Below are 25502 nucleotides of genomic sequence, written 5' to 3'. Positions count from 1 at the left end.
CCTCAGAAGAGCTTGCCCGGGTTCAGGATGTTCAGCGGGTCGAAGGCCTGCTTCACGGCCCGCTGCATCTCCATGCCCACGGGGCCGATCTCGCGCGCCAGCCACTCCTTCTTCAGGACGCCGACGCCGTGCTCGCCGGTGATGGTGCCGCCGAGCTCCAGGCCGAGGGCCATGATCTCGTCGAAGGACTCGCGGGCGCGCCGGGACTCGTCGGGGTCCGCCGGGTCGAAGCAGACCGTCGGATGGGTGTTGCCGTCGCCCGCATGGGCGACGACACCGATGGTGAGCCGGTACTTCCCGGCGATCCGGTCGACGCCCTCGAGCATCTCGGCGAGCCGGGAGCGCGGCACGCACACGTCGTCGATCATCGTCACGCCCTTGACCGCCTCCAGCGCGGTGAGCGACAACCGCCGCGCCTGGAGCAGCAGTTCGGACTCGGCCACATCGTCGGCGGGGACGACCTGGGTGGCGCCGGCCGCCTCGCACAGGGCGCCCACGGCGGCGAGGTCGGCGGCCGGGGCGGTGGTGTCGAACGCGGCCAGGAGCAGGGCCTCGGTGCTCTCGGGGAGGCCCATCTGCGCCATGGCGTTGACGGCCTTGACCGTCGTACGGTCCATGAGTTCGAGGAGTGACGGGACGTGGCCGCCCTCCATGATCCGGCACACGGCGTCGCAGGCGGCGGCCGCGGAGGCGAACTCGGCGGCCAGCACCAGCTGCTCGGGCGGCTTGGGGCGCAGTCCGAGGACGGCCCGTACGACGATGCCCAGCGAGCCCTCGGAGCCGACGAACAGGCGGGTCAGGTCGTAGCCGGCGACGCCCTTGGCGGTGCGGCGGCCGGTGGACATGAGGCGGCCGTCCGCGAGGACGACGTCGAGGCCGAGGACGTACTCGGCGGTCACCCCGTACTTCACGCAGCACAGGCCGCCGGAGGCCGTGCCGATGTTGCCGCCGATGGTGCACATCTCCCAGCTGGAGGGATCCGGCGGGTAGTACAGGCCGTGTTCGCCGACGGCCCGGGACAGGGCGGCGTTGACGACGCCGGGTTCGACGACGGCGATGCGGTCGACCGGGTTGATCTCCAGGATCCGGTCCATCCTGGTCAGGGAGAGCACGATGCAGCCGTCGGAGGCGTTGGCTGCGCCGGACAGGCCGGTGCGGGCGCCCTGCGGGACGACCGGGACGCGCAGGGCGGTGGCGGTGCGCATCACGTGCTGGACCTGCTCGACCGTACGGGGCAGCACGACAACGGCCGGAGAGCCGGCCGGGCAGAAGCTCGCCATGTCGTGGGCGTAGGAGGCCGTGACGTCGGGGTCGGTGAGGACCGCTTCGGCGGGCAGGCCGCCGAGCAGCAGGTCCAGGAGGTTGCCGGTCGCTGCGGTGTCCTCGGAGCGGGGCGCTTCGATACGGCTCATGATCACAGGTTCGCACCCGGGGCCATCGGTGTGAACCCCGTCGGCGGCACCCTTCACCTGCCCGGGTGTGGTCGTCGTACTGACGCACAGTGAGCGCCATGGAGAACCAGCAGGAGGGCCCGGTGCGGCGGGAGAGCGGCTCCCGGCGCCGCGTGCGCGCCCGGCCGGCGCTGATCGCCTCCGTCGCGGGGTGTGCCGTGCTGAGCGGGGTGCTGGTGCTGCTGCCGCGGGAGCGGTCCGCCGGGACCGCCGCGCCGTCGCCGGGAGCGCTGGCCATGGCGGCGGTCGGCAGCGGGGTGCCGGCCACGCTGCCCGGCCTGGCGGAGCTGATCGACGAGCGGGAGCACGCCGTGCGGACGCGGCCCGGGGACGCGACGTCGTGGGCGGTGCTCGGGGCGGCGTATGTGGAGCGGGGGCGGCGCCTCGCGGACCCGGCGTACTACCCGCGCGCGGAGAAGGCGCTGCGGACGTCGCTGAAGGTGCGGCCGCAGCGCAACACCCGGGCGGTGGCGGGGCTTGCCGCGCTGTCGATCGCCCGCCGGGACTTTCGCGCCGCGCGCCGGTGGGGTGAGGCAGCGCTGAAGCTGGAGCCGCGGCGGTGGACGACGTATCCGCTGCTCATCGACGCCTACACCGGGCTCGGCGAGCACAAGGCGGCCCAGCGGACGATGGACCGGCTGACCGAGCTGCGCTCCGGTCCCGCCGTGCTCGCGCGGGCCGCGGCGGTGTACCGGGACCGGGGCCGGTGGGAGGACGCGGCGGCCTCGCTGGCGGACGCGGCGGCGGGGGCGCGGGCTCCCGCCGAACGGGCCGCCTACCTGGAACGGGCCGGGCAACTGGCCTGGGAGCGCGGGGACCCCGAGATCGCGCTGCGGCACTTCCGGGAGGCGGTCCGCCTCGATCCCGGCCAGTGGGCCGCGCAGGCCGGGCGGGGCCGGGCCCTGGCGGCCCTCGGCCGGACGACGCAGGCCCTGAAGGCCTACCGGGCGGCGCTCGCCGGGCAGCCGTGCCCGCGGTACGCCCTGGAACTGGGCGAGTTGTACGAGTCGCTGGGCAGACCGGAGGCGGCCCGGGTGCAGTACGGCCTGCTGCGGGAGCGGGTACGGAGCGCGGCGGCGGGCGGGGCCGACGAGGAGCTGGTCCTGGGGCGGTTCGAGGCCGACCACGGCGATCCGGAGGCGGCGGTACGGCGGTTGCGGGCGGAGTGGAGGCGCCAGCCCGCCACGGAGGTCGCCGACGCGCTGGGTTGGGCGCTGTACCGGGCCGGGGAGCCAGGGGAGGCCTTGCGGTTCGCGCGGCGGGCGACGGACCCGGTACGCGGCGGCGGGGTACGCGACGCGCAGTCCATGTACCACCTGGGCATGATCGAGCGGGAGCTGGAGCGCTACGGCGCGGCCCGCCGGCACCTCGCGGAGGCCCTGCGGATCAACCCGCACTTCTCGCCGCTGCATGCGCCCGCGGCACGGTCGGCGACCGAGGCGTTGGGCGAGCCGCCGGATGAAGGGGTGCCGAAGATGGACGGCGGGGCGGACGGCGGGGCGGACGACGGGGCGGGGTAGCCGGGCACCGCCGGTGTGCGCCGTCGTGGGCGCCGCGCGCCGTCGCGGCGGACGCGGAGACGGCCGCCGCTTGATTCCGCCGCGGCGGCGGTCAACGACGGCGCGGCCCGGCGGTGCCGGACCCGGCAGCCGACGCGCCCGACGTTCGCTGGTCGTGCGGGTGCCCCGTGACACCCGCACAACCCGAGGCGCGGGCGACTACAGGTTGCCGCGGCGGGCCTGCTCGCGTTCGATCGCCTCGAACAGGGCCTTGAAGTTGCCCTTGCCGAAGCCCATCGAGCCGTGACGTTCGATGATCTCGAAGAAGACGGTCGGACGGTCCTGGACCGGCTTGGTGAAGATCTGCAGCAGGTAGCCGTCCTCGTCGCGGTCGGCGAGGATCTTCAGCTCGCGCAGCGTGTCGATCGGCACGCGGGTCTCGCCGACCCACTCCCCCAGCGTGTCGTAGTAGGAGTCGGGCGTGTTCAGGAACTCGACGCCGGCCGCCCGCATCGTGCGGACCGTCTGCACGATGTCGTTGGTGTTGAGCGCGATGTGCTGCACGCCCGCGCCGCCGTAGAACTCCAGGTACTCGTCGATCTGGGACTTCTTCTTGGCGACGGCCGGCTCGTTGATCGGGAACTTGACCTTGAGCGTGCCGTCGGCGACGACCTTCGACATCAGCGCGCTGTACTCGGTGGCGATGTCGTCGCCCACGAACTCCTTCATGTTCGTGAAGCCCATCACCTTGTTGTAGAAGCCGACCCACTCGTTCATCCGGCCGAGCTCGACGTTGCCGACGCAGTGGTCGATCGCCTGGAAGGTGCGCTGCGCGGGCGGCTCGACCATCGGCCTGGCCGCGACGTAGCCGGGCAGGTAGGGGCCGTCGTAGCCGGAGCGCTCGACGAGGGTGTGGCGGGTCTCGCCGTAGGTGGCGATGGCGGCCAGGACGACCGTGCCGTGCTCGTCCTTCAGCTCGTACGGCTCGGCGACCGAGCGGGCACCGTGTTCCAGGGCGTAGGCGTACGCGGCGCGCGCGTCCGGGACCGCGATGGCGAGGTCGACGACACCGTCACCGTGCTCGGCGACGTGCTTCGCGAGGAAGTGGCCCCAGTCCGTGGAGGGCTTGATGACCGAGGTGAGGACGAACCGGGCGGAGCCGTTCTCCAGGACGTAGGCAGCGGTCTCCCGGTTGCCGTTCTCCGGTCCGGAGTAGGCGACCAGCTTCATGCCGAAGGCGGTGGAGTAGTAGTGCGCCGCCTGCTTGGCGTTGCCCACGGCGAAGACGACCGCGTCCATTCCCTTGACCGGGAAGGGGTCGGCCTGCCGGGCGGTGTCGGGAGTGTGGTGTGTGGTCTGCGTCATAGCGGCAGGGTCTCCCCGCCCGGCAAGGTGCGCAATAGTTTGCGTTTTGACTGGGCAACCTGTTCAGCAATACGGCCGTATCGACGGCCCTTCTGTACAGGATGACCATGCCGGGAGGCTGCTGTGGCGATCGATCACCTGGACGGCCGGATCATTCTGCTGCTCGCCCGGGAGCCGCGGATCGGGGTGCTGGAGATGTCCCGGCGGCTGGGAGTGGCCCGGGGCACCGCGCAGGCCCGGCTGGACCGGCTTCAGTCGAACGGAGTCATCCGCGGATTCGGTCCGCAGGTGGATCCGGCAGCGCTCGGCTACCCGGTCACGGCGTTCGCCACGCTGCAGATCCGGCAGGGGCAAGGGGCCGACGTACGCGCCCACTTGGCGACCGTGCCGGAGGTGCTGGAGCTGCACACGACCACCGGCACCGGGGACATGCTGTGCCGGCTCGTGGCCCGCTCCAACGCCGATCTCCAGCGTGTGATCGACCGGGTCGTCGGTTTTGATGGCATCGTCCGGGCCTCCACGGCGATCGTCATGGAGAACCCCGTTCCGCTGCGGATCATCCCGCTCGTGGAGCAGGCCGCGGAGGAGACCTGACGTGTAGGGGTGAGCGCGTGTGAACTTCTGGGAGTACCTGGTCAACCGGCACCAGCAGTTGCTCACGGACGCCTACCAGCACGCGAGCGCCGTGTTCCAGTGCATGGTCGTGGCGACCGTGCTCGGGGTGCTGATCGGCGTCGCCGGCTACCGCAGCGAGTGGGCCGGGAACCTCGCGACCACGACCACCGCCACCATCCTGACCGTGCCGGCGCTCGCCCTGATCGGTCTGCTCATCCCCCTCGTGGGCCTCGGCGTGCCGCCCACGGTCGTCGCGCTGACCCTGTACGGGCTGCTGCCGGTCGTGCGCAACGCGATCGTCGGGCTGCGCGGGGTCGACCCGACGCTGGTGGACGCGGCCACGGGCATCGGGATGTCCCGGCCGGCCCGGCTGCTGCGGATCGAGCTGCCGCTGGCCTGGCCGCCGATCCTGACCGGGATCCGGGTCTCCACCCAGATGCTGATGGGCATCGCGGCCATCGCGGCGTACGCCTCCGGACCCGGCCTCGGCAACGTCATCTTCCGCGGCCTCGCCTCGCTGGGCAGCGCCAACGCGCTCAATCAGGTGCTCGCGGGCACGCTCGGCATCATCGTCCTGGCGCTGCTGTTCGACGCCGCGTACGTCCTGATCGGACGGCTGACCATTCCCAGGGGGATCCGTGCCTGAGACGGAGACCGGTGACCACGGCGCCTCCATCGAACTGGAGAGCCTGACCAAGCGCTACCCCGGCGGTGCCCAGCCGGCCGTGGACAACGTGAGCATGGAGATCAAGGCGGGCGAGGTCGTCGTCTTCGTCGGCCCCTCGGGCTGCGGGAAGTCGACCACGCTCAAGATGATCAACCGGCTGATCGAGCCGACCGGCGGCCGCATCCGCATCGGCGGCGAGGACGTCACCGACATGGACCCGGTCAAGCTGCGCCGCAGGGTCGGCTACGCCATCCAGTCCGCCGGGCTCTTCCCGCACATGACGGTCGCGCAGAACATCGGGATCGTCCCGAAGATGATCGGCTGGCCGAAGACCCGGATCAAGGAGCGAACCGAGGAGCTGCTCGACCTCGTCGGCCTGGATGCCGGGGAGTTCCACAGCCGCTACCCGCGTCAGCTGTCCGGCGGGCAGCAGCAGCGCGTGGGCGTGGCCCGGGCCCTGGCCGCCGATCCGCCGGTGCTGCTGATGGACGAGCCGTTCGGGGCGGTGGACCCGATCACCCGGGACCACCTCCAGGACGAACTGATCCGCCTCCAGCACGAGCTGCACAAGACGATCGTCTTCGTCACCCACGACTTCGACGAGGCGATCAAGATCGGTGACCGGATCGCCGTGCTGCGCGAGCGGTCGCACATCGCCCAGTTCGACACCCCCGAGGCGATCCTGACCAACCCGGCCGACGACTTCGTGTCCGGGTTCGTGGGCGCCGGGGCGGCGCTGAAGCGGCTGAACCTGACCCGCGTACGGGACGTGGAGATCACCGACTATCCGACGGCCACGGTCGACGACCCGTTGCAGCAGATCTTCAACCGGCTGCGGGCCGGCGGCAGCAACGAGGTCCTGCTGCTCGACCGGCGCGGCCGCCCCTACAAGTGGCTGCGGCGCGGCGATCTCATGCGGGCCCGGGGCTCGCTGGCCCGCGCCGGGACCCTGGTGCACGACACGGTCACCCGGGACGCGACCCTGCGGGACGCGCTGGAGGCGGTGCTCACCGACAACGCCGGGCGGGTGGCGGTGACCGGGCGGCGCGGGGAGTACACGGGCGTCGTCGACATGGAGACCCTCATCAACTCCGTGCACGAGATGCTGGAGGCCGACCGGCTCGACGCGATGGAGCACCAGCACGAACTGGAGTCGCTGCGGGCCTCGCAGACGCACGCGGAGCAGGAGGGAGCCGCGGGCCCGGCGGGCGTGAGCGGCCCGGGAGGGGAACGGTGACCATCACGGAGGCCGAGGAGACCTCCGAGCCTCTCGACGAGCCTGAGGCGCCCCCACCCGAGCGCCGGCCGTCCCGCCTCACCTGGCAGAAGCTGACGTTCCTGCCGGCCGCCCTGATCGCCGTGCTGCTCACCACCTGGCTCTGGTTCCAGCAGGCCGACCTGGACGCGCTCACCCGCAACGCCCTGTCGGGCGGCCAGGTCACCAAGGCGCTGTGGCAGCACATCCAGCTGACCGTGATCTCCACGTTCTTCGTGCTGATCATCGCGATCCCGCTGGGCATCCTGCTGACCCGCGGGGCGGTGAGCAGGGCCACCCCGGTGGTGATGGCGTTCGCCAACACGGGCCAGGCGACCCCGGCGATCGGTCTGCTGGCCCTCCTGGTGATCTGGCTGGGCATCGGCCGCAGGGCCGCCCTGATCGGCATCATCGTCTACGCCATCCTGCCCGTGCTCTCCAACACGATCACGGGCCTGAAGGCGAACGACCCGACCCTGCTGGAGGCGGCCCGCGGCATCGGCATGTCCCCCGTGGGGGTGCTGACCCGGGTGGAACTCCCCCTGGCCGTCCCGCTGATCCTCGCGGGCGTGCGCACCGCCCTGGTCCTGAACGTCGGTACGGCGACCCTGGCGGTCTTCGGCGGGGGCGGCGGCCTCGGCGTGCTGATCACGACCGGCATCACCAACCAGCGGATGCCGGTGCTGGTGCTGGGATCGGTCCTCACGGTGGTGCTGGCGCTGCTGGTGGACTGGCTGGCGTCGATCGCCGAACTGCTGCTGCGGCCGCGAGGGCTCCAGCCATGAGGCGGCGTATGTGCCTGGCGGCGGGCCTGCTGCTGGCAGCGGCCGGATGCGGCCTGACCAGCGGTTCTCCCCTGACCGACGACGTGGAGCCGGGGTCGATCGGCCGGGGTGAGCCGCTGAAGGGCGCCCATCTGACGGTGACGTCGAAGTCGTTCACGGAGCAGCTGATCCTGGGCGCGATCATGGGCATCGCGTTCGAGGCGGCCGGTGCGGACGTGATCGACCGCACCGGCATCCAGGGTTCCATCGGCAGCCGTGAGGCGGTCCGCAAGGGCGACGCGGACGCCGGGTACGAGTACACGGGCACGGCCTGGATCACGTACCTCGGGCACAGCAAGCCGATCACCGATCCGCGGCGGCAGTGGGATGCGGTGAAGAAGGAGGACGCGGAGAACGGGCTGGTCTGGCTGCCGCCCTCGACACTCGACAACACGTACGCCCTGGCGATGAACCAGGAGAACGCGAAGAAGTACGGCACCAAGACCATGTCGGACGTGGCGAAGCTGGCGAAGTCCGACCCGGGGGCCGTGAAGCTCTGCGTGGAGGTCGAGTTCGCGAACCGGGCGGACGGGCTGCCGGGCATGCAGAAGGCCTACGGCATGAACGTCCCGGCGCGGGACATCACGCAGATGGACACCGGGATCATCTACACGCAGACGGAGCAGGGCAACTGCACGTACGGGGAGGTGTTCACCACCGACGGGCGCATCAAGTCGATGAACCTGGCGGTGATGGACGACGACAGGAAGTTCTTCCCCAACTACAACGCCGCGCCGATGATCAACGCGAAGTCCCTGAAGGAGTGGCCGGCGATCGCGGAGGTCCTGAACCCGGTGACGGCGAAGCTGAACAACTCCGTGGCGCGGACGCTGAACGCGAAGGTGGACGTGGAGGGGGAGGATCCGCACCAGGTGGCGCTGGACTGGCTGGTGGAGGAGGGGTTCGTCAAGGAAGGGTAAGTTACAAAGAACCCGTTGCAAAGGAGGCTTTGCAACGCTACCTTTGCATCGTGAGCGAGAACGAGAAAGTACACGTACGGGAACTCGACGCCCGGTCCCTCCGCGGACTGGCACACCCCCTGCGCATGCAGTTGCTGGACGCCTTGCGTTTCGGCGGCCCGGCGACTGCCTCGCAACTGGCCCAGAAACTGGGCGAGTCCAGCGGGGCTACCAGCTATCACCTGCGCCAACTCGCCGAGTACGGCTTTGTCGAGGACGCCCCCGAGCGAGGAAAGGGACGCGAACGGTGGTGGAAGGCCGTCCACAACGGCCTCCGCTTCGACGACTCCCTCCTCGACGACGCGGACCCGGCCGTACGCGGAGCTGCGGATATGTACCTCCACGAACTCGCCACCACGCAGACCCGCGACCTGTCGACGTGGATAGGCAACCGCGACTCCTGGCCCGAGGAGTGGGCTCGTTCCTGGGACATGAGCAGCGCGACGCTGACTCTCACGCCCGAACTGACGCGGGAGCTCGTCGAGAAGATGCACGCCCTGGTCGAGACCTACCGCGGCCGTGCTGCCGCCGAGAACGCACCCGGCACCGAGCAGGTCCGCATCCAGACGCACGCCTTCCCCATCCGGACCACCTGAAGGGTTCGCCATGCACCCCGACATCCACCTCACCCTGCACCATGCCCGCGCCGCGGAACTGCGCGATGAGGCCGACCCCCGCCCGGCGCGCCGCCATGGCCTCCGTACGCGCCTGGGCTGGACCCTCGTGGAAGTGGGATTAAGGCTCGCTGCCCGGCCCGGAACGGCACCCGCCCACTAACAACTCGGCACGGACCCCTTGCCGGTCTCCAGGGCCACCAACGAACTCACCGTGCTCTTCAGCGTGGTCACCGGAATCAGCCGCAGGCCCTTCGGCAGCTCGGCGCGAGCATCACCGCACTCCGCCTTGGGAACCAGGAACACCGTCGCCCCGTCCCGCTTCGCGGCCTGCGTCTTGAGGGCGACACCCCCCACCGCACCGACCCGGCCGGCCGCGTCGATCGTGCCCGTACCGGCGATGACCCGGCCACCCGTGAGATCGCCACCCGTGCCGTCGCCGTCGAGCTTGTCGATGATCCCGAGGGAGAAGAGCAGCCCCGCGCTGGGCCCGCCCACGTCCGCGAGTTTCAGGCTGACCTCGATGTCCTTGTCGTCGAGGTCGAGGTAGCCCAGCGCGGCCCGGGTCGCCGCGTCCTGGGACTCCTTCATCTGCTTCTCGTTGTGCCGCTCGATCTCCTTGACGCTGTTCCCGCTCGGGTAGACGGAGTCGCGCGGCATGACCGCCTGGTCAGTGCGGAACCAGCTGTCGATGACGTCGGGGAGCGAGACGCGGGTGTCCGGGGAGGTCGCCTCGATGGTGGTCATCCGCAGCTGACCCCGGGCCTCCCGGACCGGCGCCCCTGAGATGGTGATCACCTGCGCGCCCTTGTTCTCGCCCAGCACGTTCGCCGTCAGCCCCGGCTGCGCCACCGAGAACGGCAACGGCGCCAGCGCCGCCGTCGCGAGCAGGGCCACGACGGGCAGGGCGCAGACGGCGATGGTCTGGAGGCGCGTGAGGCGAGAGAACACGGGATCAATCTAACGCGGGAGGGGGACACGCCCGGGACCAGGGCGTCCGGGGGCTGTGCGCGGAGGCCGCCGGCCGTCAGCGCAGCGCCTCCGCGACCTCCCGGGCCGCGTCGACGACCCGCGGCCCCACCCGTTCCGGCACCGCCTCCGCCAGCATCACCACACCCACGCTGCCCTCGACGCCCGTCACCCCCAGCAGCGGCGCCGCCGCCCCGCAGGCACCCGCCTCCAGCTCCCCGTGCGTCAGCGTGCAGACGGGGTCGGCCATCGGGTGCTGCCGGGCCGCGAGAATGGCCTTGCCGGCGGCACCCCGGTCCAGGGGGTGCCGGAATCCGGCGCGGTAGGCGACGTGATAGTCCGTCCAGGTCGGCTCCACCACGGCCACGGCCAGCGCGTCCGCCCCGTCGACCAGGGTCAGATGCGCCGTCGCGCCGATGTCCTCGGCCAGTGACCGCAGCGCCGGCATCGCTGCCTCCCGCACCAGCGGGTGGACCTGCCGCCCCAGGCGCAGCACACCGAGCCCGACCCGGGCACGTCCGCCCAGGTCACGGCGTATGAGGGCGTGCTGCTCCAGCGTGGCGAGCAACCGGTACACGACGGTCCGGTTCACGCCCAGCCGGAGGGACAGCTCGGTCACGGTCAGCCCGTGGTCCGTGTCGGCGAGCAGCTTGAGGACACGTAGTCCCCGGTCGAGCGTCTGGGAGGTCTCCGCGGTCACGACGCCCACTCCTTAGTGGTGAGGTCGGCGGCCCCCCGGTCGGCGGATGCGTCACCGAGTCCCGTCGGTAACGCGCTTCAGAGGCCGCCGATCGGCCGGCGGCCCGGCCTGTCCGGGCCGCGTCGCTTCACGGCTGCGCTCCGCGGCGGCGCTGCCACGGGGCGTGTGCGTAGCCGGACAGTAGCGAAGCAGGTTCGCTGAGCGGAAGGCTCCGTCCAGAATCCGGGCACGACCCGCGACCGACTGGCTCTGTTTGCCCGGATACGTGCAACACGGGCTCATCGCGCCCCACGGAGCACACACGACACCCACACATGCGGAACGGGCCGGGCATGGCCCGGCCCGGTGACGGCAACGCCCACGGCGTCACTTCATCCGCGTGGCCCACTCCTGCACCTTGGCGATCCGCTGCTTCAGCTGCCCCGCCGTGGCCTCGGCCGCCGGCGGGCCTCCGCACACGCGCCGCAGCTCCGTGTGGATCACCCCGTGCGGCTTGCCGCTCTGGTGGACGTACGCGCCGACCATCGTGTTGAGCTGCCGGCGCAGCTCCATCATCTCCTTGTGGGAGACCACCGGCCGCCGCTCGGCGGGCACTTCGAGCAGGTCGGCCTCGTCGTCCGGCTTCTTGCGGCTGTGCGCGATCTGCCGGGCCTGCCGCTTCTGCAGCAGCAACTGCACCTGGTCGGGCTCGAGCAGCCCGGGAATGCCGAGGTAGTCCTGCTCCTCCTCGCTCCCCGGGTGGGCCTGCATGCCGAACTCGGCGCCGTTGTACATGACCCGGTCGAAGACGGCCTCGGACTCCAGCGCCTCGAAGGCGAACTGCTCCTGCTCGCCGGTGTCCTCGTCCTGCTCCCGGTTCGCCTCGTCCATCTCCTTCTCGGAGTCGGCGTACGGGTCCTCCTCGCCCTGCTTCTTGGGCTTGTCGAGGACGTGGTCGCGCTCGCGCTCCATCTCGTTGGCGAAGGAGAGCAGGTCGGGCACGGTCGGCAGGAACACCGACGCGGTCTCGCCGCGCCGCCGGGAGCGCACGAAACGGCCGACGGCCTGGGCGAAGAAGAGGGGGGTCGAGATGGTGGTGGCGTACACGCCCACCGCCAGCCGCGGTACGTCGACGCCCTCGGACACCATCCGCACGGCGACCATCCACCGGTCGTTGTTCGCGCTGAACTCGTCGATCCGCTCGGAGGCGCCGGAGTCGTCGGACAGCACGAGGGTGGCCTTGCTGCCGGTGATCTCCCGGATGAGCTTGGCGTAGGCACGCGCCGAGTCCTGGTCGGAGGCGATGACGAGGGCGCCGGCGTCCGGGATGGCCTTCCTGACCTCCGTCAGCCGCTGGTCGGCGGCCCGCAGCACGGACGGCATCCACTCACCGCGCGGATCCAGGGCGGTCCGCCAGGCCTGGCTGATGGCGTCCTTGGTCATGGGCTCGCCGAGGCGGGCGGCGATCTCGTCACCGGCCTTGGTGCGCCAGCGCATGTTGCCGCTGTAAGAGAGGAAGATGACGGGCCGCACGACATTGTCGGCGAGCGCGTTGCCGTAGCCGTAGGTGTAGTCGGCCGCCGACCGCCGGATCCCGTCGTTGCCCTCTTCGTACGTGACGAAGGGAATGGGGTTGGTGTCGGACCGGAAGGGCGTACCGGTCAGGGCGAGCCTGCGGGTGGCGGGCTCGAAGGCCTCCAGACAGGCCTCACCCCAGGACTTGCTGTCTCCGGCGTGGTGGATCTCGTCGAGGATGACGAGCGTCTTGCGCTGCTCCACGCGGTTGCGGTGCAGCATGGGCCGGACGCCCACACCGGCGTACGTCACGGCGACACCGTGGTACTCCCGGCCGAGCGGCCCGGCGCTGTACTCCGGGTCGAGCTTGATCCCTATCCGGGCGGCGGCCTCGGCCCACTGCTTCTTCAGGTGCTCGGTCGGGGCCACCACGGTCACCTGCTGCACGACGTGGTGGTGCAGCAGCCAGGAGGCCAGTGTCAGCGCGAAGGTCGTCTTGCCGGCGCCGGGGGTGGCGACCGCCAGGAAGTCCCGCGGCTGCTCCTGGATGTACCTCTCCATCGCCCCCTGCTGCCAGGCGCGGAGCTTGCCGGCGGTCCCCCAGGGGGCGCGGCCGGGGAACGCCGGGGACAGGTGGTGCGAGGCAGTGCTGGTGCCGGCGGTGGTAGTCACGGTCTCCGTTGTGGGTCGGGCGGCTCGTTCGAGGGAGCCTGACGGCTCGGCTACGTATGACAACCGGGCCACCCTACCGGCGCCCCGAACCCGCCCACGCGCGGACCGGGCCGGGTCGCCTGCGGGTGGGACCGACGTCACAGCACCCTCGGCCGCCCTCGGCCCTCGGCGACCGGCGACCGGCGACGGCGACCGGCGACGGCGGTAAAAAGCAGCCCGCGCTCCGCCGGGGCCCGGCGGTCCGCCGGTCTACGGCCGGCGTTCCCGCAGCCGCGTCGACACCCAGGCCCCGGCCAGCGCCACCACCGCCATCGGCAGGAACACCGCGGTGAAGGCGGCCGGGTGGGAGCCGGAGGTGTGGGTGCTCGTGTGGGTCACCGTGCCGCCGCCCAGCGCGGCGAAGGCGGCGCCGCCGGCGGACAGCAGGACGACGTTGGACAGGCCGTCGGAGATCTGGAGGGCGGCGGAGTTGGTGCCGGCCTCCTCGGGGGCGGAGAGCTTGAGCAGGAGAACGCTCGTGGAGGAGATCACGAGTCCCATCCCGAAGCAGCCGAAGGCCCAGGCGAGGGCGAGGGTCCAGACCGGCACGGAGTCGATCAGCACGCTCGGCGCTGCGGCGATGGCGGCCGCCACCAGCAGCATCCCGACCGTGGTCAGCCGCTCCCGGTACGGCTCCACCCGCGACCGCGACTGCACCCAGGAGCCCAGCGCCCACGTCCCCCCGCCCGCGGCGAGCGAGAACCCGGCCAGCGTCGGACTGAGCCCGCGCTGCGTGACCAGCATCAGCGGTACGAACGATTCGGCGGCGATGAAGGACCCGGCGGCGACGCCGCGCAACAGCACGACCGACGGCAGCCCGCGGGCGGCCCGGTACGTGCCGCGCGGGAGCAGCCCGAGCACGGCCGGCACGAGCAGGGCCACGCCCACCGCACCGGGCAGGAGCGAGAGGGGGCGCAAGTCCTGGGCGGCGTACTGGAGCAGCCCGGCGCCGAGGGAGATGGCCAGGGCGAGCCGAATGCGCCGGCGGTCGAAGGAGGCGAGCGGGCTGTCCGGCGGGGCGGGGCGGCCGGTGGTGCGCGCCGGGTCCGGCGTGACCGGCCGGTCGGCGAGGGCGGTCCGCTCGGCGGGGACGGGCAGGTCCGCCTGGACGGAACCCTCCACCGCGGCGGACTCCCCAGGGGTCCGCCCCGCCGGGCCGGACGCACGACGCCGTATCTGCGGCAGCGCGAGCGCGAGCGGGAAGACGACGAGCAGGGGTATCCCGACGAACACCCACCGCCACCCCAACTGCTCGGTCACCGTGCCTGCCGCGAGCGGGCCGACGATGGACGGCAGCACCCAGCTCGCGGCGAACGCGGCCATGATGGCCGGCCGCAACCGCTCCGGATAGGCCCGCCCGACGACGACGTACAGCGCGACGATCACCAGCCCGCCGCCCAGCCCCTGCACGGCCCGGCCCAGGATGAACACCCACATCGTCCCGGCGGTCCCCGACAGCAGCAGGCCGGCGCCGAAGGACGCGATGCCCGTCGTCAACGGCCCGAGGGGGCCGCGCCGGTCCGACCACTGCCCGGAGAGCACCATCCCGAACAGACTGGTCGTGAAGTACCCGGAGAACGCGAACGCGTACTGCGAGACCCCGTCCAGTTCCCGGGCCGCGACAGGCATCGCCGTCCCGACGGCGGTCGCCTCGAAGGCGATGAGCAGCACGACGGAGACGATCCCCACACTCAACGCCCGGTACGCCGCCCCCAGCACACCCTCTTCCCGCTCGGCTACGGAGGGCGGATCAGCGGCTTCCTCGACATCGGCATCACGCGGCTTCGGGACGGTCATGCCCGCCAGCGTAAGGTCCACACCGCACGGTGACCCCTGTCCCGGGAAGGTCCCGGCCTGAGACCTTGGTCGTACACCCCTCTTCCCGGCCACCCCCTTCGTGAACGGCGTATGGCAGTCACATTGCAGCCCACGAGCCTCTCTTGAGCCCGGCCCCACCCCGCCCTACGGTCACTACACCGAGTTCGAAACACGGCCGTGTGCCCGAGTGGTTCAGGGACTCGCCTGCAAAGCGAGTAACGCGGGTTCGAATCCCGCCACGGCCTCAACCTGTCCGACCGGGCACGACAGAAGGGCGGCACCCCGCGCGGGGTGCCGCCCTTCTGGTCTTCCGTGCACGGCTCGGGAGGCGCACGGCCGGCCGGCCGTCGCACGCGCCTCGACCGGTGCGGTCGCGGCGTGTGCGCGAAGTCGTGCACAACCCCACGTGCCTCTCAGGTGTCCAGGACATGACCGGTAGCCGAGGCTCCGGTCGTTTCACCCACTGTTTCGACGAGGAGAACCCCGTGCACCTCCGCCCCTCGGCAGCCGTCCTGGCCGCAGCCGTGATCGCCGCCGCCGGTCCCGCTGTCTCCGCTCCCCTGGCGCACGCCGAGGAGGGCGCGCCCGAACTGGTCGTTTCCGCCCTGCCGTCCGCCGCCCCCAAGCCCGGTGAGGTGTACGACAAGTCCGTCACCCTCACCAACAAGGGCACGGCCGCCGTGGACGGGGTCACCTTCCAGGTGCGTCTGACGCGTGGGCTGGACTTCCCCGAGCAGGTGGCGGGCTGCACCTACTCGACCGTCAAGGAGCAGGTCAGGCAGGCACTCTGCGAACTGGACACGGTCATCGAGCCCGGCGCCTCCGTCACTACGCCCGTCCGGTTCAAGGCGCTGGACAGTGCCCTGATGGAGGCCGTCGAGTACGGCACGAGTGCGAGCGGTGAGGCGCCTGGCGAGGGGTACGACGACAGCTATCGGCGGCTCACCCTGACCGCGGACAACACCGCCGACCTCGTCGCGGTGGGCGAGGCCACCGAGGCGCTGGCGGGCGAGAAGCAGTCGGTCACGGCGACCCTGCGCAACGACGGCCCCGGCTGGGTACAGAACCAGGAGAGCGACGACCTCCCGGGTCTGCTGGTGCAGATCCCGCCGGGCACCGTCGCCGTGGCGGTGCCGAAGGACTGCGCGCCGTTCGGGATCGACGGGCCGAGCGGACCGCAGGGGACCACGGGCAAGCCCAAGTACGTGTGCTGGCCGCAGGGCGGAACCCTCGACGTGGGCCAGTCCCTGGCGTACACCTTCACGCTGAAGGTCAAGGAGTCCGCCCAGGACACCGAGGGCGAGGTCAAGGCGTCGTCCGTCTACGACATCGCCCCCGAGTACGACACGAACCGCGCCAACAACACCGCCCTGATCAGCATCGACCTGCCGAGCGACTACGAGCCCGGGCCGAGCCCCTCGGAGGGTACCGACGGCGGCTCCGGCAACGGCGGGAACGGCAACGACCCGGAGGGCCAGGCCGCCGGCGGCACGGGCGCCACGGCATCCCCCTCGGCCACGGCCTCGACCGGCACCACGACCGGAGGCTCCACCGGCTCCACGACCGGCAGCACCACCGGCGGCAACCTCGCCGCCACCGGTTCCGACGGCACCCCGCTCCTCGCCGGTGCCGCCGCCACCGCCGCGGTGCTCGGGGGTGGCCTGGTCCTGGCCGTACGCCGCCGCAACGCCACCAAGTCCGCCTGACGCGGCCGGCGTCGGGTACGCCGGACCCGTATTGTAACGGTCGGTCTAAAACGGCTAGGGTGCCGTCATGGCCCGACCGAGGATGTTCGACGAGGAGCGGGCCCTGGACGCGGCGATGCGCACGTTCTGGAAGAAGGGCTACGAGGCCACTTCCACACAGGACCTGTGCGACGCCACGGGACTGGGGCGCAGCAGCGTCTACAACACGTTCAAGAGCAAGCACGACCTGTTCGAGCGCTCCCTGGCCCGCTACATCGACACCATGACGACCGCCCAACTCGCTGTGCTGGAGGATGCGCGGCTCAGCGGCGCCGACCGCATCCGCACCCTCTTCGCCGTGATCCTCGACGGCGACGCGGAACACCGGGCGGACGGCCACAGCATCGGCTGTCTGACCGTGAACACCACGGTCGAACTGGCCGCCCGCGACGCCGAAGCGGCGCGCATCCTGGAGCGTGACACGGCCCGCCGGCTGGCGGCCCTGCGCGCGGTGGTCGAGGAGGGCCGGCGGGACGGCAGCATCACCTCCCCCCGGGACGCCGGAGCGCTGGCCCGATTCATCAACGCGGCGATCGCCGGCATGCGCGTATCGAGCCAGGGCGGCGCCGACCGGGCCGCCCTGGAATCGATCGCCGAGATCACCCTGGACGCCCTGACCGACTGACCCGCCGACCCGCCGACCATTGGCGATCATGCCCGCCGGGCTGTGCCCTCGCATGTCCACGTTTTGAACTGATCAATACATAACTCGATCCATCGAAGGAGACCCCCACCGTGCCTCGTGCCGTATACGTCCTGGCGCTCGGCATCTTCGCCATGGTGACCAGCGAGTTCGTGGTCGCCGGGCTGATGCCCCAGATGGCCGACGGGCTGAACGCGACCATCCCGCAGATCGGATACCTCATCACAGCCTTCGCGGTGGCCATGGCGGCCGGCGGGCCGTTCCTCACGGTGGCGCTCATGAAGCTCCCGGCGCGCACGGCACTGATGGTGCTGTTCGTGATCTTCCTGGCGGGCAACGCGCTCGCCGCCACCGCGAGCGGCTACGGCACGATGATGGCCGCGCGGATCATCACCGGCATCGCCGCCCAGGCCTTCTTCGGCGTGGGTATCTCGATGTGTGCCCGGATCACCCGCCCGGAGGTCCGGGGCCGCGCCATCGCGGTCGCCATGAACGGCCTCATGCTCGGCACCCTGCTCGGGCTGCCGATGTCCACCCTGGTCGGCGAACGGTTCGGCTGGCGCGCGGCATTCTGGACCATCACCCTGATCACCGTGGTCGCCGCCGCGGCCACCCTCTTCGGTGTGCCCCGCATCGAGCGCGACCGGAACGACAGCGGCCTCCGCGCGGAGTTCGGCGTCTTCAGGAGGCCCAAGCTGTGGCTGGTGCTCTCCACCAGCACGCTCATTATCGGCGCCACCTTCTCGGCCTTCAGCTACCTCAACCCGATCCTCACCGGCGTCACCGGCTTCTCCACCGGCACCGTCCCCGTCCTGCTGATCGCCTACGGTGCGGCCACCGTCGTCGGCAACAATGTCGTCGGCCGTCTAGCCGACCGTCACACCGTCCCGGTGCTGGCCGTCGGCCTGGTCCTGAACTCGATCTTCCTCACCGGCTTCGCTCTCCTCGCCGACCTGCCCGTGCCGGCCGTCGTCTGCATGCTGGGCATCGGCCTGGTCGGCGTCACCATGAACCCGGCGATGGCGACCCGCGTCCAGCGCATCGGCAACGCGGGCCCGCTGGTCAACACCGTGCACACCTCGTTCATCACGCTCGGCGTCATCCTCGGCTCTTCCCTGGGCGCCCTCGTGATCGACACCTGGGGCCTGCGCGCCCCGCTCTGGCTCGGCACGGTCATGGCGCTGGCCGGCCTGGCCACCCTCCTGCCGAACCTCGCCCGCCGCGCCACGCCCGCCACGAGTCCGGTCGACATCCGCTCTGCCCAGTGGGAACAGCCGGAACGGGTCTGAGCAACGCCCTACGGCCCGTCAGAGCACCCCGCCCGCCTCGTCCTGGAACGCGTCCGTCCAGTAGTGGCGGGCCGCTCTGCCCGCGGTCACGCCCGTGGGGTCCACCGTCGACAGGACCTGGAGCATCGTCATGGCGAGCTGGTCGTACGTTTCGGTCGTCAGCTCGTGGTCCGACTGCTCGTCTATCGCGCGCTCGCGGTGCAGGAGCCAGAGGGTGAAGGCGAGGGTCGACACGTCCGTGTTGAGCGGGGACAGCGTCGCCTCGGGTTCGCTCCAGTTCAGGACCGCGCCCGTCGCGCCGTCGACGACCAGGCTGTTGTCCTCGACCAGGTGACCGAGACGGAACAGGCGGTGGGCCCCGGCGGGCAGTTCCGCCGGGGCGCCGGCGTCGGCGTGGTACTCGGCGAGGGTCGCCAGGGGGACGTCCGTGTCCAGGGAGAAGACGTGGGCGTCCTCCGGCAGGCCCACCTCGCGCAGGAAGCGGCGGGTCGGCTCGTGCGTGAGGGTCGCGGGGAAGTCGACGTCCTCGAAGCGCGCCACCTTGCCGGGGCCGAACTCCTGGTCGAGGAGGCGGTGCGGGAGGTCCAGGGAGAGTCCGGAGGCGCCGCCCCGGCCCGCCACCAGGGACAGGGGGCGGATCAGCGCCGCCATCTTCCAGAACGGGGCCGGTTCGCCGTCCGCGCCGTCGCGGAACACCGCCAGCAGGTGCTGGGACGCCTCCGCCACCGCCTTGGGGCCGTAGCGGCCGGCGTAGGAGGCGAACTGGCCGCGCAGGCCCGCCAGTTCGTCCGTGGCCTCCGCGAAGCGGACCAGCGTGCGCAGGGAGGGGGCCAGGGGGCGGCGGTCCATCAGGCCGGGGCGGTCGTGCAGGACGTACGCCGTCGAGATCTCGCCCGTCGCGCCGTCCAGCAGGAGCGACTCCGTCTCCAGGCCGCCGGGACCCAGCAGGCCGCCGATCACCAGCTGCTCGCGCAGCTCCGCCGAGAGGCGGTCGCCCGGGTCCCCCGTCGAGTCGGCGACCGTGCGCAGGCCCTCGCGGCTCAGCTCCGCGAAGCTCAGCACGCCGCTGTCGCCGGGCAGTCCGGGGCCGGTCAGCCAGTGCCGCGTGGACGCGTCCGTCACCCACGGGTCCAGGTCGGACTCGGTCAGCGTGATCACCGCGGAACCGGCGTCGGTCGTACTCATGGGCTCCCCCGCATGTGCTTGCTCACCGTCCCCTGGCGGAGCACGGCAGACCACCCGGCCCAGCCCGGCAGCCGTTCCCCACTGCCCAGAACAGTACGCGCCACCACTGACAACGCCCCGGAACAGCCACGCGCGCCCGACGACCACACGCGCTCACCTCACATGACGCGCAGAGGACCCTCGCGCGTTCCCTTTCCGCGAGAATCGCCTCCAGCCGGTGGCGCGACCGCAGTCGGCCGGCACGACACCGTCCCGACGAGCGGTCAGGCCCGTTCCGTGACCACCGCGGCCTGGGGGCGGATCGGGAGCCGGTTCACGGGGCGGCCCGTCGCGGCCCGTACGGCGGACGCGACGGCCGCCGGAGACGCCACCACCGGCACCGCGCTGACGGCCTTGGCCCCGAAGGGGGCGACCACGTCCCGTTCCTCGACCAGCCGGACGATGCGGATGTCGGGCGCGTCGAGGGCCGTCGGCAGGGCGTAGCCGGTCAGGTCGGGGTGGCGGATCAGGCCTCGCGGCGTGCGGAGGTTCTCCGTGAGCGCGATGCCCACGCCCTGCGTCACGCCCGCCTCGATGCGGGCGGCCAGCTGGGCCGGGTTGAGGATCCGGCCCACGTCCTGGGCGACGGCCAGTTCCACGACCCGTACGGAACCGATCTCGATGTCGACGTCCACCACCGCGCGGATCGCGCAGAAGGCCATGCCCACGAACGCGTCGCCCTGGCCGGCCTCGTTCAGCGGCTCGGTCGGGTGCGGGCGGCACTGGGCGGTGGCCCACAGTTCCTTGCCGTCCAGCGCTTCGGTGACGGTCGTCGAGAGGACCCCGTCGTACGACGTGATCTTGCCGTCGGTGATCTGGAGCAGCTCCGTGGACATGCCGAACTTGTGGGCGAGCGGCTGGAGGAGCTGCGTGCGGACCATCTTGGCGGCGCGCTCCACCGCCCCGCCGGAGACCCAGGTGTGCCGGCCGCGGCAGCCCGCGCCCGCCGGGGGCTGGTCGGTGTCGACCGGTGCCACGTGCACCTCGTCGATGCCGAGCGTCTCCTGGACGATCTGCCGGGCCAGGGTCGTGAAGCCCTGGCCGGTCTCGACGGCCGCGCACAGGACCGTCGCGACGCCGTCGTGGACCTTCACGGTCGCCGTGGAGACCTCGTCCGCGCCCTCGGCGCCGAGCATGTGCACCATGCCCACGCCGTAGCCCACGCCCCGGCGCACCGCGCCCGGTTCGCCCGCGCCCTCGGGGCCGCCGGGCAGCAGCCACTCGTCCTCGGGTGTGTCCTTGGGCAGCGGAGGCAGCGGGAAGTCCCGTACGGCCTGGAGGAGTTCGGCCACCGGGGCCGGGCAGGTCACGGTCTGGCCGGTCGGGAGGACGTCGCCGGTCGCCAGGGCGTTGCGCAGCCGCACTTCCGCCGGGTCGAGGCCGAGCTTCTTGGCGATCTTGTCCATCTGCGCCTCGTAGGCGGCGCAGACCTGCATGGCGCCTTCGCCGCGCACGTGACCGGACGGGGGGTTGTTGGTGCGTACGGCCCAGCCCTCGATGAAGGCGTTCGGGACGACGTAGGGGCCGCAGGCGAAGCCGACGGCGGCGGCCAGGGCCTCGGCGGAGGTGTCGGCGTAGGCGCCCGCGTCGAGCAGGATCTGCGCCTCGACCTTGACGAGTCTGCCCTCGGCGTCGGCGTGGTGGCGGTAGCGCAGCAGGGTGGGGTGCCGGTGGACGTGGCCGAGGAAGGACTCCTCGCGCGTGGCGGTGAGTTTCACCGGGCAGCCGGTGCGCAGCGCGAGCAGCCCGAGCGGGAGCTGGAAGCCCTGGTCCTCGCGGTCGGCGGTGGCGCCGGGGACGCCGGTGACGACGACCTTGACGCGCTCGGGTTCCAGGCCGAACGCGGCGGCGGCCGCGTCGCGGTCGGCGTGCGGGTCGGTGGAGGCGAGGTACAGCTCCACCCCGCCGTCCGGGCGGGGCACGGCCAGGCCCGCCTCGGCGCCGATGGGCGCGGGGTCCTGGCGGCCGATGCGGTACAGGCCCTCGACGACGATCTCGCCGGCCGCCTCCGGGTCGCCGTGGCGCAGCGGGATGTGCCGGATCAGGTTGCCGTCGGGGTGCAGCGGCTCGGCCTCGAAGGCCTGCTCCGGGTCGGTCACCGGGTCGAGGACCTCGTACTCGACGATGACGGCGGCCGCCGCCATGCGCGCGGTGTCCGGGTGGTCGGCGGCGACGGCCGCGATGGGCTCGCCGTGGTGGCGCACGACCTCGGAGGCGAAGACCGGCCGGTCGGCCGTGCCGCGGCCGTGCAACGGGCTGCCGGGGATGTCCTCGTGGGTGACGACGGCGTGGACGCCGGGCATCTCACGCGCGTGGGAGGTGTCGATGGACACGATGCGCGCGTGCGGGTGCGGTGAACGCAGCACGGCCGCCCACAGCAGGCCCTCGGCCCACAGGTCGGCGGCGTACGGGAAGGTGCCCTCCGTCTTGGCGCGGGCGTCGGCGGGCGGGAGCGAGGCGCCGATGCCGTGCGGAAGCGGTTCGGGGGCGGAGGCGGCCTCCGCGGCCTGTGTGGCCTGGGCGGTGGCTGCTTCGTTGCTCACGCGGGGCCTCCGTCCTGGCCGTAGGGCTGGTCATGCGGTTCCGGGGAGTGCCGTTCCGGGGGTGCTCCGAAGGCGGACGCGTGCACGCCCCCGGCGCCCGGGCCCGCCTGGTGCGGGATGCGGGCCTCGCCGGTGTCGCCGTCGGCGGGCGCGGAGTGGGCCTCGCGTTCGGCGACGACGTCCTTGACGGCGTCCACCACGCCCCGGTAGCCGGAGCAGCGGCACAGGTTGCCGCACAGTGCCTGGCGGGTCTCCAGCTCGGTGGGCGCCGGGTTGCCCTCCAGCAGGTCGTGCACGGTCATCGCCATGCCGGGGATGCAGAAGCCGCACTGCACGGCGCCGCAGCGCGCGAGCGCCCGCTGCACGTCCGAGGGCCGGCCGTCCTCGGCCAGGCCCTCGACGGTACGGACCTCGCTGCCGGCGGCGGTCACGGCCGGGACCAGGCAGGACGCCACGAGCCGCCCGTCGACCTGGACGTTGCACGCGCCGCACTCGCCCTGCGAGCAGCCGTCCTTGGCGCCCGCGAGCCCGAGCCGCTCACGCAGCACGTACAGCAGGGACTCGCCGATCCACGCGTCGGAGACGGGGCGGTCGGCGCCGTTGACGCGCAGGACGTAGGAGGCGAGGGGGTGTTCCTCCTGGGGGGCGGCGGGGGGGACGTCGTGCGGGGCGGCGACGGCCGGGGCGCCCGGGGTGCCGGCCGGGTCGGCCGCCTCGGTGGCCGGGTCCTCGTCCGGGGCCGGCTCGTCCCGGAGGTCGCCGTCGACGGTCTCCGGGCCTGTGTCGGCGTCCGCGAGGACCGGGAGGGGCTCGGAGGGGCTGTCGGCGGCCTCTGGGGCCCCAGGAGCGTCCTCGGAGGGCTCACCGGGGCCGGGAGCGGGCTGTGAGGCTTCCTGGGCGTCCTGCGGGAGGGCGGCGGCTTCCGGGTCCGCCTCGGGCCCGGGCTCCCCGGGGAACTCGTCGGGCGTCTCGGCGTAGGGCTGCCCGAGTACGTGACCGTCGGGGCCGGACGCCTCCTCCGGCCCGTGGCCGGGGAAGTCGGAGGGCTCGAACCCGTGGTCGGCGAAACGCGGCTCCTCCGCCGTGTGCCCGGCCGCCCCGGGCTGCTCCGGCGCGTACTCCGACGGCCGAGGTGGGTGGGACGCGCCGGGCGTCTCCGGGCCGTGGCCGGCGATCCCGGAGGACTCCGGCGCGTGGCCGAACTCCCCCGGCTGGTGCGCGTGGCCGGTGTCCTCGCGGGCTTCCGGCGCGTGAGCGTCCCGCGAGTGCCCGGGCCCGGCCTCGCCCGGGTCCGCCTCCTGCGGCAGCGGACCGGCGGCCTGCTGCTCCGGCGCGTATCCGGAGGCCGGTCCGGCGTCGCCCTGCTGCCCGTACTCCTGTTCGTGACCGCTCTCGTGACCCGGCTCGTGGGGGTAGCCCGGGTGGGCCTCCTCCTGCCCTGCCGTGTCGTGCGGGTCCTGCTGCCCCCAGGGCCGGCCCGCGGCGTGCGTCGCCCAGGGCGCGGGCGCGCCGCCGGGCAGCGTGGCCGGCGGGGTGCCGCCCCACTGCTCGACCAGCGAGGACGTGGTGAACTCGCCCGACTCGTCCGGAAGGTCGCCCCCGGCGACGGGGATGGACCACTGCCCGGTCACGTCATGGCCGGGCGCCTCGGCCGCGTGCGCGGTCTCCTCGAAGTTCCACTGCCCGGTCGCCCCCGGGGTGTACGTGAACCGGTCGTCCCCGCCGTGCGGCCGCGCCCTCGCGTCGGAGCCGTAGGGCGTCCCGGGGTCGTACGGGGCGTCGGAGCCGCCGTACGGCTGCTCGGGCACGTCGTAGCCCTGCTGCTCGTGCGCGCCGTGCTCGTGGCCGTGCTGCGGGCGCCCGGCGTTCGGGTCGTGCCACTGGGCCCCGTCGACCGGTGCGCCCGGCACCGGCCACGCGCCCGTGGCGGCCGGGTCGGTGCCGGCCGTCGTCGCGGGGTTGACCGCTATCTGCGGCGGTACGTAGCCGTGGCCGGGCGCGGCCAGGGGGCTGTCGGCGGCCAGCAGGGCGTCGACGCCCCCCTCGGGGAGTTCGACGAAGGCCGTGGCGCCGTCGTCGTACTCGCCCTGGGGCAGCGGGTCCCAGCGGCTCCCGCCCCGGGGCGTGCCCTCTCCGTGCTGGTCGTCGGTCACGACAGCGCCCTCCCCAGTGCTCGTCGGGCCAGCGCGGCGACGGTGCGCCGCAGGTGCAGTACGGCGGGCGGAAGCTGCGCCACCGAGCCGTCCCCGGCCGGCGCCGCGTCGGGGATGCAGGCCGCGGCGACGTACTCCCCGAAGGCGTTCAGCGCCTCCGGGACGAGCGCCCGGTTGTTGTCCCAGTCGATGAGGCTGCCGACCCACTGCTCGGCCTCCAGCGGCCGCAGCGGCATCGGCGCTATGGCGCCCACCGCGCAGCGCACGCCCCGGCGCGCGGGGTCCAGGACCAGGGCCACGGACGCCACCGCACGCCCCGGTCCGGTCCGGCCGGTCGCCTTCAGGAAGACCTGCGGGGCGTGCAGCAGCGGCACGCGCACGTAGCCGATGAGTTCGCCGGCGCGCAGCATGTCCATCCCGGCCAGCAGGTGCGACACGGGGATCTCCCGGCGGGCTCCGCCCGGGCCCGCGACGATCAGGGTCGCCTCCAGGGCGGCCAGCACCGGCAGGGCGTCCCCGGTGGGGGCGGCCGAGGCGATGTTGCCGCCCAGGGTGCCCGCGTTGCGGATGTGCGGCGGGCCCGCGGCACGCGCGGCGGCGGCGAGCGCCGGGATCAGGGCCGCGAAGTCGGGGCGGCCCATGCGCGCGTGCGTGAGGCCCGCACCGAGCATCGCGTGACCGTCCAGGTACTGCCAGCCGCGGATCTCGCTGATGCGGCCGAGTCCCACCAGCGCGGCGGGTCTGAGCTGCCCGGAGTTGACGGCGGCCATCAGGTCGGTGCCGCCCGCGACGGGCACGGCGGCGGGCACGGCGGTGAGTGCCGCGACGGCCTCGTCCAGCGTCGTGGGCAGCGTGACGGCCTGCGCCGCCTGCGGTGCGTGCGTGGTCAAACCGGCTGCCCCTTCCCGCTGCCCCACCTGGTCCCACCTGTGCTGCCGTACGGTACGTGCTGACAGGGCGGACG

At 72.6% G+C, this 25502-nt stretch carries 20 protein-coding genes and 1 tRNA gene; 11 read left to right on the top strand and 10 right to left on the bottom strand.

Annotated features, from left to right (window positions below):
- Nucleotides 1-2 precede the first annotated feature (2 nt).
- Nucleotides 3-1418 carry an FAD-binding oxidoreductase gene (locus IO24_RS0127500; RefSeq protein WP_031140056.1) on the bottom strand — a complete coding sequence of 472 codons (1416 nt, stop codon included), beginning with the start codon at nucleotides 1416-1418 and terminating at the stop codon, nucleotides 3-5.
- 92 nt (nucleotides 1419-1510) lie between these two features.
- Here IO24_RS0127500 and IO24_RS0127495 point away from each other — a divergent pair, with 92 nt between their 5' ends.
- Nucleotides 1511-2971, top strand: coding sequence for a tetratricopeptide repeat protein (locus tag IO24_RS0127495; protein ID WP_031140054.1), 1461 nt, complete (start codon nucleotides 1511-1513; stop codon nucleotides 2969-2971).
- A 198-nt stretch (nucleotides 2972-3169) separates the two neighbouring features.
- Here the strand turns inward: IO24_RS0127495 and hppD are convergent, their stop codons facing one another.
- Nucleotides 3170-4315, bottom strand: a complete 1146-nt coding sequence (hppD, locus tag IO24_RS0127490) for a 4-hydroxyphenylpyruvate dioxygenase (protein WP_031140052.1) — start codon at nucleotides 4313-4315, stop codon at nucleotides 3170-3172.
- A 123-nt stretch (nucleotides 4316-4438) separates the two neighbouring features.
- On the opposite strand from hppD, the gene IO24_RS0127485 reads away from it, so the two are divergent.
- From IO24_RS0127485 to IO24_RS0127460, 6 genes are read left to right on the top strand one after another with little or no spacing between them, the layout of a single operon-like run.
- The gene (locus IO24_RS0127485; RefSeq protein WP_031140050.1) at nucleotides 4439-4909 is read left to right on the top strand and encodes an Lrp/AsnC family transcriptional regulator; all 471 of its coding nucleotides are present in this window, start codon (nucleotides 4439-4441) and stop codon (nucleotides 4907-4909) included.
- A 19-nt stretch (nucleotides 4910-4928) separates the two neighbouring features.
- Nucleotides 4929-5576 carry an ABC transporter permease gene (locus IO24_RS0127480; protein ID WP_031140047.1) on the top strand — a complete coding sequence of 216 codons (648 nt, stop codon included), beginning with the start codon at nucleotides 4929-4931 and terminating at the stop codon, nucleotides 5574-5576.
- On the top strand, nucleotides 5569-6834 hold the full coding sequence (locus IO24_RS0127475) for a betaine/proline/choline family ABC transporter ATP-binding protein (RefSeq protein WP_031140045.1): 1266 nt from the start codon (nucleotides 5569-5571) through the stop codon (nucleotides 6832-6834). The genes IO24_RS0127480 and IO24_RS0127475 overlap by 8 nt, the downstream gene beginning before the upstream one ends.
- Nucleotides 6831-7637, top strand: coding sequence for an ABC transporter permease (locus IO24_RS0127470; RefSeq protein WP_045296679.1), 807 nt, complete (start codon nucleotides 6831-6833; stop codon nucleotides 7635-7637). The genes IO24_RS0127475 and IO24_RS0127470 overlap by 4 nt, the downstream gene beginning before the upstream one ends.
- The gene (locus tag IO24_RS0127465) at nucleotides 7634-8596 is read left to right on the top strand and encodes a glycine betaine ABC transporter substrate-binding protein (RefSeq protein WP_031140041.1); all 963 of its coding nucleotides are present in this window, start codon (nucleotides 7634-7636) and stop codon (nucleotides 8594-8596) included. Before IO24_RS0127470 ends, IO24_RS0127465 begins: the two co-directional genes overlap by 4 nt.
- Nucleotides 8597-8643: 47 nt before the next feature.
- Entirely contained in the window at nucleotides 8644-9231 is a 588-nt protein-coding gene (locus tag IO24_RS0127460) for an ArsR/SmtB family transcription factor (RefSeq protein ID WP_420823229.1), read from the top strand.
- Nucleotides 9232-9408: 177 nt separating this feature from the next.
- Here the strand turns inward: IO24_RS0127460 and IO24_RS0127455 are convergent, their stop codons facing one another.
- The 4 genes from IO24_RS0127455 to IO24_RS0127440 form a co-directional block, all read right to left on the bottom strand.
- A complete protein-coding gene (locus tag IO24_RS0127455; protein WP_031140037.1) occupies nucleotides 9409-10200 on the bottom strand; it encodes a S16 family serine protease in 792 nt (263 codons plus the stop codon).
- A gap of 76 nt (nucleotides 10201-10276) precedes the next feature.
- On the bottom strand, nucleotides 10277-10918 hold the full coding sequence (locus IO24_RS0127450) for an IclR family transcriptional regulator (RefSeq protein ID WP_031140035.1): 642 nt from the start codon (nucleotides 10916-10918) through the stop codon (nucleotides 10277-10279).
- A gap of 366 nt (nucleotides 10919-11284) precedes the next feature.
- Nucleotides 11285-13084 carry a DEAD/DEAH box helicase gene (locus IO24_RS0127445; protein ID WP_031140033.1) on the bottom strand — a complete coding sequence of 600 codons (1800 nt, stop codon included), beginning with the start codon at nucleotides 13082-13084 and terminating at the stop codon, nucleotides 11285-11287.
- Nucleotides 13085-13333: 249 nt separating this feature from the next.
- Entirely contained in the window at nucleotides 13334-14920 is a 1587-nt protein-coding gene (locus IO24_RS0127440) for an MFS transporter (protein ID WP_031140031.1), read from the bottom strand.
- Between the two features lie 194 nt (nucleotides 14921-15114).
- Here IO24_RS0127440 and IO24_RS0127435 point away from each other — a divergent pair.
- The 4 genes from IO24_RS0127435 (at nucleotide 15115) to IO24_RS0127420 (ending at nucleotide 18618) form a co-directional block, all read left to right on the top strand.
- A tRNA-Cys gene (locus tag IO24_RS0127435) sits at nucleotides 15115-15186 on the top strand.
- Nucleotides 15187-15369: 183 nt separating this feature from the next.
- Nucleotides 15370-16647 (top strand): LPXTG cell wall anchor domain-containing protein, encoded by a 1278-nt coding sequence (locus IO24_RS0127430; protein WP_031140029.1) that lies wholly within the window; start codon nucleotides 15370-15372, stop codon nucleotides 16645-16647.
- Between the two features lie 67 nt (nucleotides 16648-16714).
- Nucleotides 16715-17311 (top strand): TetR/AcrR family transcriptional regulator, encoded by a 597-nt coding sequence (locus IO24_RS0127425; RefSeq protein WP_031140027.1) that lies wholly within the window; start codon nucleotides 16715-16717, stop codon nucleotides 17309-17311.
- 110 nt (nucleotides 17312-17421) lie between these two features.
- The gene (locus IO24_RS0127420; RefSeq protein ID WP_031140025.1) at nucleotides 17422-18618 is read left to right on the top strand and encodes an MFS transporter; all 1197 of its coding nucleotides are present in this window, start codon (nucleotides 17422-17424) and stop codon (nucleotides 18616-18618) included.
- An 18-nt stretch (nucleotides 18619-18636) separates the two neighbouring features.
- Here the strand turns inward: IO24_RS0127420 and IO24_RS0127415 are convergent, their stop codons facing one another.
- From IO24_RS0127415 to IO24_RS0127400, 4 genes are all read right to left on the bottom strand, one after another.
- Complete coding sequence (locus IO24_RS0127415; RefSeq protein ID WP_031140023.1) at nucleotides 18637-19803, bottom strand: SUKH-4 family immunity protein; 1167 nt, start codon at nucleotides 19801-19803, stop codon at nucleotides 18637-18639.
- Nucleotides 19804-20066: 263 nt separating this feature from the next.
- A complete protein-coding gene (locus IO24_RS0127410) occupies nucleotides 20067-22385 on the bottom strand; it encodes a xanthine dehydrogenase family protein molybdopterin-binding subunit (protein WP_031140021.1) in 2319 nt (772 codons plus the stop codon).
- On the bottom strand, nucleotides 22382-24538 hold the full coding sequence (locus IO24_RS0127405; protein WP_031140019.1) for a (2Fe-2S)-binding protein: 2157 nt from the start codon (nucleotides 24536-24538) through the stop codon (nucleotides 22382-22384). Before IO24_RS0127405 ends, IO24_RS0127410 begins: the two co-directional genes overlap by 4 nt.
- On the bottom strand, nucleotides 24535-25428 hold the full coding sequence (locus IO24_RS0127400) for an FAD binding domain-containing protein (protein WP_031140017.1): 894 nt from the start codon (nucleotides 25426-25428) through the stop codon (nucleotides 24535-24537). Before IO24_RS0127400 ends, IO24_RS0127405 begins: the two co-directional genes overlap by 4 nt.
- Nucleotides 25429-25502: the final 74 nt, after the last annotated feature.

This window comes from Streptomyces flavovariabilis (assembly GCF_000725785.1).
GTDB classification, from domain to species: Bacteria; Actinomycetota; Actinomycetes; order Streptomycetales; family Streptomycetaceae; genus Streptomyces; species Streptomyces hawaiiensis.
The sequence above is the reverse complement of the archived record's forward strand: the minus strand, read 5'-3'. Positions and strand labels throughout refer to the sequence as shown.

What these genes read in the sequence shown, in the direction of transcription:
- hppD (WP_031140052.1), bottom strand. Translation starts at nt 4,315, where the DNA reads ATGACGCAGACCACACACCACACTCCCGACACCGCCCGGCAGGCCGAC.
- IO24_RS0127415 (WP_031140023.1), bottom strand. Translation starts at nt 19,803, where the DNA reads ATGAGTACGACCGACGCCGGTTCCGCGGTGATCACGCTGACCGAGTCC.
- IO24_RS0127495 (WP_031140054.1), top strand. Translation starts at nt 1,511, where the DNA reads ATGGAGAACCAGCAGGAGGGCCCGGTGCGGCGGGAGAGCGGCTCCCGG.
- IO24_RS0127425 (WP_031140027.1), top strand. Translation starts at nt 16,715, where the DNA reads ATGGCCCGACCGAGGATGTTCGACGAGGAGCGGGCCCTGGACGCGGCG.
- IO24_RS0127465 (WP_031140041.1), top strand. Translation starts at nt 7,634, where the DNA reads ATGAGGCGGCGTATGTGCCTGGCGGCGGGCCTGCTGCTGGCAGCGGCC.
- IO24_RS0127440 (WP_031140031.1), bottom strand. Translation starts at nt 14,920, where the DNA reads ATGACCGTCCCGAAGCCGCGTGATGCCGATGTCGAGGAAGCCGCTGAT.
- IO24_RS0127430 (WP_031140029.1), top strand. Translation starts at nt 15,370, where the DNA reads ATGACCGGTAGCCGAGGCTCCGGTCGTTTCACCCACTGTTTCGACGAG.